A 7943-nucleotide genomic window follows, 5' to 3' on the forward strand; every position below is an offset into this window, starting at 1 on the left:
CCCTCCACGACGGGGCTGCACGCCGTCCTCGTTGCTGATGCAGCCCTGCACGCCTCACGTACCCGCACCGCCGCAGCCGTCCCTTTGGGATGGCTTGTGCGAGAGGGCCGCGTCGCCCGGGCAGTCCCGGCCGTCACTGCCGATGCCGCACTGTGCTGGCCACGACGCCTACGGCGCCGGCCAGCCCACCGAGAACTGCCGCGCCCACCCCCAACGGCCCAGCCAGCGACGGGTGGACCAGGGTGAGGTGGACGGTGGCGCGGGCGTCAGGCATTGTGAGGTCGTCATGCCTGACGCCCTGACATGGGCCGACCTGCCCACCGTTCGGCCAGCTCTTGCGGGTCTTACGCGGTCACCGAGAGGCGGCGGTTTTGGTGGCTTCCGCGTCGTTCGCCGGGGATAGGTTCTTCGGGCCGCGGGCGAGGACGTGGAGGAAAAGGACGCCCATGACGGCGACGCCTGCCCGCATGGCCTGCTGCCAGCCGTCGACGAAGGACTGCTGCGCGGCATGGACCAGCGCCTGCGCGTGGGAGCCTGTTTACGGCCCCGATGGCGTTGGCGACGCCTTCCCGGGCGGCGTCGGCCGCGCCCTGGGAGGCGCCGTCGAGCTTGTCGTCGATGGCGCTGCGGTAGCCGGCCGACAGGAGCGCTCCGAGCAGGGCGAGACCGAGAGCGGTGCCGAACTCGCGGGTGACGTCGTTGAGCGCGGACGCGACGTCCTGACGCTCGCGCGGCAGGGAGCTGGTGATGGCCTCGGCGGAGGGCGTCATCGACAGGCCCATGCCGATACCCATGGCGAGCATGCCGGGAAGGATGGACAGGTAGCCGCCGTCGACGGAGACGATGCCGGCCATAAGCGCCGGACCGGCGCCGGCCAGCAGGATGCCGGTGGCCGTGGTGGCGCGGGCGTTGCTGCGCGCGGCCAGCTTGGCCTCCACTGCGGTGTCGACGATGCGGATGTTGCGTGCGGCGAAGCGCGCGGGGGTGTCCTTGTCCAGTTCGGTGCCGCGGGTGAAGTGGACGAGATCGTCAGTCAGTTGCCGGAACAGCAGCGCGTGGTGGAACGAGGCCGGGCTCACCGCCAAAAATCCGATGGGCTCGTCGCGCACCTCCCAGCCGTGGCAGGGCGGGCAGTGCGACGCCGTGCCGCCAGTGCTTCGCCAGGCCCGGAACGTCGGACAGTACGTCGCGCAGGCCGGTGGTCACCAGCAGGCCGCGCGCCGTCAGGGCGCGCCCGTCGGCCAGGGTGACGGTGAAGCGCAGATCCCCGTCGTCGGACGGGGCGGCTGAGCTTGGCGGAGGTGACCTTGCCGGAGACGATCACGCCACCGTAGCGGCGCACCTCCTCCCGGCCCCGCTTGTACAGGGGCGCGGGCGGGGTGCAGTCCAGGCCGAGCAGGCCGTGCACGCCCTCAGCGGGCGCGTCGCGGGGAGCGGGCGAGCATCAGCGCACCGTTCAGACCTGCGGCACCGCCGCTGATCACCACGGGCCGCGTCGCATCCAGGACGGGCAGGTGTGGCGTGCGTGGCTGGATGCTTAATGTGGTGACCTTGGCGATGAACGCGGCGAGGTTCGCGACGGTCCGCCGGATCTTCTCCTCCAGGGTGAGTGACTCGTGGATCCGTGCGCCGGCGCCCGCATTCTTCTTGCCTCGCACATACAGCGAGCAGGCCAGGTCGCTGCATATGTAGGCGCCCACGGAGTTGCCCTGCTGCCCGGCCTTGCCGGCCTTCGCGGCGACCATCAGCGAGACGCCCCCGGTGTGAGTGGTCAGGCACGCCGAGCACATACTGCGCCGCATCTGCCAGGAGCCGGGGCTGGGGCAGCGCAGCGCGAGCGCCACCGGGCGGCCGTCCAGCTCGATGGCGAGGTAGGCCCGGTCGGGGGCCTGGGGGTCTCGCCAGCCGAGGAAGTCCAGGTCGTCCCAGGGCCGCTCGGCCAGGTCGCGAGGGACGGACAGGCGCTTCGCCGCGCCCTTGGTGCAGTTCACGAACGCGGTACGGATCTCTTGCTCAGTCAGCGGCTTCATGAACGACACGCTAATTTGCCTAAAGCCATTAGGCAACTGCATAATGGTTGTCGTTGGATAGGAGGAAGGTTATGGTTCGAGCGGGACTGACTCCGGAGCGTTTGACCCTGGCGGGGGCGGAACTGGCCGACGAGGTCGGTTTCGATCAGGTGACCGTCTCGGCGCTCGCCCGGCGGTTCGACGTCAAGGTCGCGAGTCTGTACTCGCACCTGAAGAACTCCCAGGACCTCAAGACCCGGATCGCCCTGTTCGCGCTGGAGGAGCTCGCCGACCGGGTCGCCGACGCCGTGGCCGGGCGTGCCGGCAAGGACGCCCTGGCCGCCTTCGCGGATGCCTACCGCGACTACGCCCGAGATCACCCCGGTCGCTACGCCGCCGCCCGGCTCAGGCTCGACCCGGAGACGGCGGCCGCCAGTGCCGGCGTGCGGCACGCGCAGATGACCCGGGCGATCCTGCGCGGCTACGACCTGACGGAGCCGGACCAGACGCACGCGGTCCGGATGCTGGGCAGCGTCTTCCACGGCTACGTCAGCCTGGAGCTGGCCGGAGGCTTCGAGCACAGCGTCCCCGGCGCGCAGGAATCCTGGGTCTGGATCGTGGATTCCCTCGACGCTCTGCTACGGAACCGGGCCACACCCTGACCAGATGAGGGCCGCACCGCCCGAGGCGGTCCGCCGCGCCGCGCACCGGCGCACATGAACAATCCGAAATTCTTGATCAACAGGCTGAGGCAATGAACACTGAGCACGACAGGATCACCACACCTGTCACCACGGACATCCTGCGCGGTCACCTCGACGTGGAAGCGACCGCGCACGGCCTGCTGCCGCACCGGCTGCCCGCCTGGGCGCGCCGGCAGATCCCTGACGACCAACTGGCCGTGGCCGAGGCCCAGCCCTCCGGTGTGCGGTTGGCCTTCCGCACCCGGGCCACCACGATCGAACTGGACACGCTGCCCACCAAGCGGGTCCACCGAGGTTTCCCGGCCCCGGCGGACGGCGTGTACGACCTGCTGGTCGATGGCCGTCTCGCCGCCCAGGCCACGGTGGCCGGCGGTAACGTGCGCACGATCACCGACATGTTCACCCAGTCCTCCGAACTGTCGGAGGGGCCTGCCGGCACCGCCCGGTTCACCGATCTGCCGGCGGGTGACAAGGATGTCGAGATCTGGCTCCCGCATACGGAGGTCACCGAGCTGATCGCCCTGCGCACCGACGCCCCCATCGAGCCGGCGCCGGACAGCGGGCGCAGGGTGTGGCTGCACCACGGCAGTTCCATCAGCCACGGCTCGAACGCCGCCCACCCGACTGCCATCTGGCCGGCCCTGGCAGCCGCCCAGGGCGGAGTGGAGCTGGTCAACCTGGGGTTCGGCGGCAGCGCGCTGCTCGACCCGTTCACCGCCCGTGCGATGCGGGACACCTTTGCGGACCTGATCAGCGTCAAGCTCGGCATCAATGTCGTCAACTCCGACGTGATGCGCCTGCGCGCCTTCACCCCTGCGGTCCACGGCTTCCTCGACACCATCCGCGAGGGGCATCCGACCACGCCGCTGCTGGTCGTGTCCTCCATCCTGTGCCCGGTCCAGGAGGACACCCCCGGCCCTCTCGCGCCCGACTTCGACGGCGGGACCTTGCGGTTCAAGGCCATGGGCGACCCGGCCGAACGCGTCGCCGGGCGCCTGACGCTCAACGTCATCCGCGACGAACTGGCCCGGATCGTCGAACAGCGGGCGGCTGACGACCCGAACCTGCACTACCTCGACGGCCGTGGCCTCTACGGCGAGACGGACTACGCCGAACTGCCACTGCCCGACGGGGTCCACCCTGACCCTGCGGGACACCGCCGCATCGGCGAGAACTTCGCGCGGCTCGCATTCGGCGACGGCGGCCCCTTCGTCACCGAGACCGGCTGACTACATCGCGGTCACGCAGACCGCGATCGCGACGCGGCGGTGCTGACGCCGGAGGAGTTCACGCCCGCGATGCACCCCCCGCGCCGGCTCACGCCTATCGTCCATGGCCGTCATGATGCCGACCCGGCCGCAGCCGGTCAGGCGGCCTGGCCGAAGCCGACGGCGACCAGGTCCTGGTCCCGCAGCGGGGTGAAGCCGATGTCCAGCTTCGGGTCGTACGCCTCGGGCTCGATGCCGAGCTCGTGCGTGGAGTACTCGCCGAACCGGCTGATGTGCTCGGTCAGGTACGGCGAGATGTGGGCGAGGTCCTCCGGGGCGATCTCTCAGGCCGCATCCATGTCCTGGGCACCACCGCGCACCCCACCGCGGGCTGGGTGACCCACACGGTCAAGAACCTCGCCACGGACCTTGAGGACGTGGGCGCGCACGCCGCCTACCTGATCCACGACCGCAACACGAAGTACCCCGCACTGATCGACGAGATCCTCACCGCCGCCCCCATCCAGAGCGTGTTCACCGGCGTCCGCATGCCAAGGATGAACCCGATCACGGAGAGATGGGTGCTCAGCCCCCGCCGCGAACTCCTCGACCGCACTCCCATCTGGAACGCTCACCACGTGCGCCATGCTCCACGAGAGCACGAGCAGTTCTACAACGAGCACCGCACCCACCGCTCCCTGCAGGCAGCCGCGCAGCTGCGCGCACTCCCCGAAACCATCACCGACCCCAGACAGATCGCTCTAAGCCGGACGGAAGCTACCAGCCCTGGCGGGCGCACAACCAGGCCCTCCTGCGCAGACAGCGCGGCGCCTGCGGCCGGCCGCGGAGCTGCTCGCCGAGGATCTGGTGACGGACCGGCATCTGCCGTGGGTGCCGCAGGTGGTGACGGCCCGCGCCCCGAATCCCCATGACATCGCGTTGCGGCTGGGCGCGGTGGACCGGGCGGACGGACGGAGGCCTGCTCGATCGACTCCGGCAGAACCGTGACGATCACCTCCCCGACCGCCGACGGCGTCTTCCGGGGCACCGGGACCTTGGTGCAGGTGTTGCGCAGCGCCCTGCCCGTCGGATGGATCGTCGACTGGCCGGACCTGACCGAGCGTTCATTGCTGCTCGACGTCGGCCGCAAGTACTTCACGCCGGACTGGACCAAGGCACCGGTTTCTCCCCGACCGGCCCCTGTTGCCCGAGGTGCGGCACGAGCTCCTGCCGCAGCCGACGGGCCGAATGTCTTGACAGTGAACCGAGTGAGACCAGTAGCCTCTTAAGGTCAAAATGGTCTAGACCACATGGAGGGTCTGATGAGAAGGCGTAGAACAGCCTTCGGCGTGATTGCCATAGCCGGCTGTGTGACGCTCGGAGTGCTCACCCCCGGAGCCGGAGCACAGGCTGCGGAAACCACGGGAGCGCGCGCGGCCCCGGCGGGTACCCGCCCCCTGCCGACCGTCTCCCCGACACCGCAGTCCATCTCCCGATCGGGCAGCGACGCGGCCGTCACCGGCCGGGTACTCGTCGTCGCGGACGCGCACACGGACGCCGCCGCTCGCGACCGCCTCGTCCGCGAGCTGAGGAAGCATGGCGCCGCGCGTGTCGACAACGTTTCCCCCGACAGCGTCCCGTCGGCGTCCGACGGACTGCTCACCGTCAGGCTGGGGCCCGCCGACCGCCCGGACATCGCCCAGGCCCTGGGTGACACCGCCGTGCCCGACCACGCCGAGGGCTACGCCCTGCGGGTCACGGGCCGGCAGTCGCATCCCGAGATCGCCCTCGGGGGCACGGACACCACGGGCCAGTTCTACGCCGTCCAGACGCTGCGCCAGCTCTTCCAGCGCGCGGGCGACGACTGGAAGGTGACGGGCACTCAGGTCAGCGACTACCCGTCGATGCCGCTGCGCGGCACCATCGAGGGCTTCTACGGCCCGACGTGGACCGCACAAGAGCGCCTGGACCACATGGACTTCCTCGGCGAGATGAAGTCCAACACCTACGTCTACGCGCCGAAGGACGACCCCTACCACCGGGACAAGTGGCGCGAGCCCTACCCGCAGGCCAAGCTCGCCGAGCTGCGCGAACTGATCGGCCGCGCCCGGGCCGACCACGTCCGCTTCACCTTCGCCGTCTCACCCGGCGCCTCCATCTGCTACTCCGACTACGCCGACACCAAGGCGCTGACCGACAAGATGCAGGCGATGTACGACGCAGGCGTACGGTCGTTCTCCATCCCCCTGGACGACATCAGCTACACCCGCTGGAACTGCGATGCGGACGCGCGGAAGTTCGGCCCGCCGGGCCGCGGCGCCGCGGCCCGCGCCCAGGTGAGTCTGCTGAACACGGTGCAGCGCGACTTCATCGCCGAGCGGCCCGGGGCCAATCCGCTGCAGATGGTGCCCACGGAGTACGGCGACCTGACCGACACCGCGTACAAGCAGGGGCTCCGTGCCACGCTCGACCCCGAGGTTCAGGTGATGTGGACCGGGACGGACGTGGTGCCGCGGGAGATCACCAACGCCCAGGCGTCCAAGGCCGCCGAACTCTTCGGCCGCAAGGTCTTCGTGTGGGACAACTACCCGGTCAACGACTTCGGCCGGACGGCGGGGCGACTGCTGCTGGCACCGTACGACAAGCGTGAGCCGGGACTGTCCGACCACCTCAGCGGCATCGTCTCCAACCCGATGAACCAGGAGGCCGCCAGCAAGCTCGCGGTCTTCACGATGTCGGACTTCTCGTGGAACGACCGGGGCTACGACCGCGACCGCTCCGGGCGCCAGGCCGCCCTCCACCTTGCCGCAGGTGACCCGCGTACGGCCGACGCGGTGCAGGTGTTCGTCGACCTCAACCACGCGGCCCCGACCTTCGGCTCCGAACTGTGGCAGCCCCAGGCCCCGGTGTTCGGCGCTGAGCTGGAGCGGTTCTGGAAGGCGTACGGAACCGATGAGCGATCCGCGATCAACGGCTTCCGCCCGTCCGTCCGCGCGGTCACGCGGGCACCGGCCGTCATCCGCGAGGGCGTCCCCGACAAGCTGTTCCTCTCCGACGCCTCCCGCTGGCTGGACGCCACGGAACTGTGGGGCCGGGCAATGGAGCACGGCCTGAACGCGCTCGCCGCGATCGACGCCGGCAACACGACCGAGGCCGCCGGGGAACGCAAGGCCATGGACTCCCTCGCCGCCGAGGCGTCGCAGATCATGGTCGACCCGGCCGAGCACCACCAGCACGGCCCGGTGAAGATCGGCGATCCGTTCGTCGAGGACTTCGTCACGCGCGTGGAGAACCTCCACGACGAGTCGATGGGCCTGCCGCCCCTGCGCGAACTCGCCCAGGGCAAGAAGGCGAACCAGATCTCCGACTACGACTGGGGCGGCACCTTCCCGTTCAGCGCCGAGAAGGCCGTCGACGGCGACCGCTTCAACTTCTCCACCACCAGTGGCCGGGAAGCACAGCCGTGGTGGGAGGTGGACCTCGGCACCAGCGCCGACCTCGAGAAGATCAAGATCTACAACCGGACGGACTGCTGCGCCGACAGGACGAAGGACTACTACGTCCTGGTCTCCGACCAGCCCTTCTCCGGCACGCTCGCGGACCAGCTCGGTAAGCCGGACGTCTGGAGCCAGCACGAGACCGCCCAGGCCGGCAGCCCCACCACCATCGACACCAACGCCCGGGGGCGCTATGTGCGGGTGTGGCTCGCCGGCAAGAACCCTGTGGAACTCAACATGGCCGAGGTCGAGGTCCTCGGCCGCGTGAAGCAGGGCTGACCAGGACCGACACCGCCGGGCCACCCACCGCGCGGCCCGCATGCGGCCGCCCTGACGGGGGCGGCCGCATGCCGGAGCCAGGGCCTGCTTCGTCGTCGGCGCCGGCACAGCAGTGGGACTCAGCCCGCTGCGGCTGCCACCCCTATCACCTTGAAGCTTCCCCTTGATCATGGACACCTGGAGACTGGGACCTGAGTGGTTCCAGAGGAAGCAGTGACCAGGTGGGTAGCAAGTACACGAAGCGGT

4 protein-coding genes and 2 pseudogenes are annotated in these 7943 nt (G+C 69.9%); 4 read left to right on the forward strand and 2 right to left on the reverse strand.

Features of this window, described 5'->3' with window-relative positions:
• Window positions 1-352 precede the first annotated feature (352 nt).
• Together AB0I23_RS37010 and AB0I23_RS37015 are read right to left on the reverse strand one after the other, a co-directional pair.
• Window positions 353-953 (reverse strand): annotated as a pseudogene (locus AB0I23_RS37010) (MFS transporter); the annotation flags it as partial.
• Window positions 954-1544: 591 nt separating this feature from the next.
• A pseudogene (locus tag AB0I23_RS37015) lies at window positions 1545-2030 on the reverse strand (FBP domain-containing protein); the annotation flags it as partial.
• Between the two features lie 71 nt (window positions 2031-2101).
• Between AB0I23_RS37015 and AB0I23_RS37020 the strand changes: the two are divergent.
• The 4 genes from AB0I23_RS37020 to AB0I23_RS37035 all read left to right on the forward strand — a co-directional run bounded on the left by AB0I23_RS37020 (window position 2102) and on the right by AB0I23_RS37035 (window position 7697).
• On the forward strand, window positions 2102-2671 hold the full coding sequence (locus tag AB0I23_RS37020; RefSeq protein WP_359116657.1) for a TetR/AcrR family transcriptional regulator: 570 nt from the start codon (window positions 2102-2104) through the stop codon (window positions 2669-2671).
• 92 nt (window positions 2672-2763) lie between these two features.
• Window positions 2764-3942 (forward strand): GDSL-type esterase/lipase family protein, encoded by a 1179-nt coding sequence (locus tag AB0I23_RS37025; RefSeq protein ID WP_359116659.1) that lies wholly within the window; start codon window positions 2764-2766, stop codon window positions 3940-3942.
• Between the two features lie 242 nt (window positions 3943-4184).
• A complete protein-coding gene (locus tag AB0I23_RS37030) occupies window positions 4185-4853 on the forward strand; it encodes a hypothetical protein (protein WP_359116662.1) in 669 nt (222 codons plus the stop codon).
• Between the two features lie 390 nt (window positions 4854-5243).
• On the forward strand, window positions 5244-7697 hold the full coding sequence (locus tag AB0I23_RS37035; protein ID WP_359116664.1) for a beta-N-acetylglucosaminidase domain-containing protein: 2454 nt from the start codon (window positions 5244-5246) through the stop codon (window positions 7695-7697).
• Window positions 7698-7943: the final 246 nt, after the last annotated feature.

Source organism: Streptomyces atratus (assembly GCF_040655115.1).
Lineage (GTDB): Bacteria > Actinomycetota > Actinomycetes > Streptomycetales > Streptomycetaceae > Streptomyces > Streptomyces atratus_D.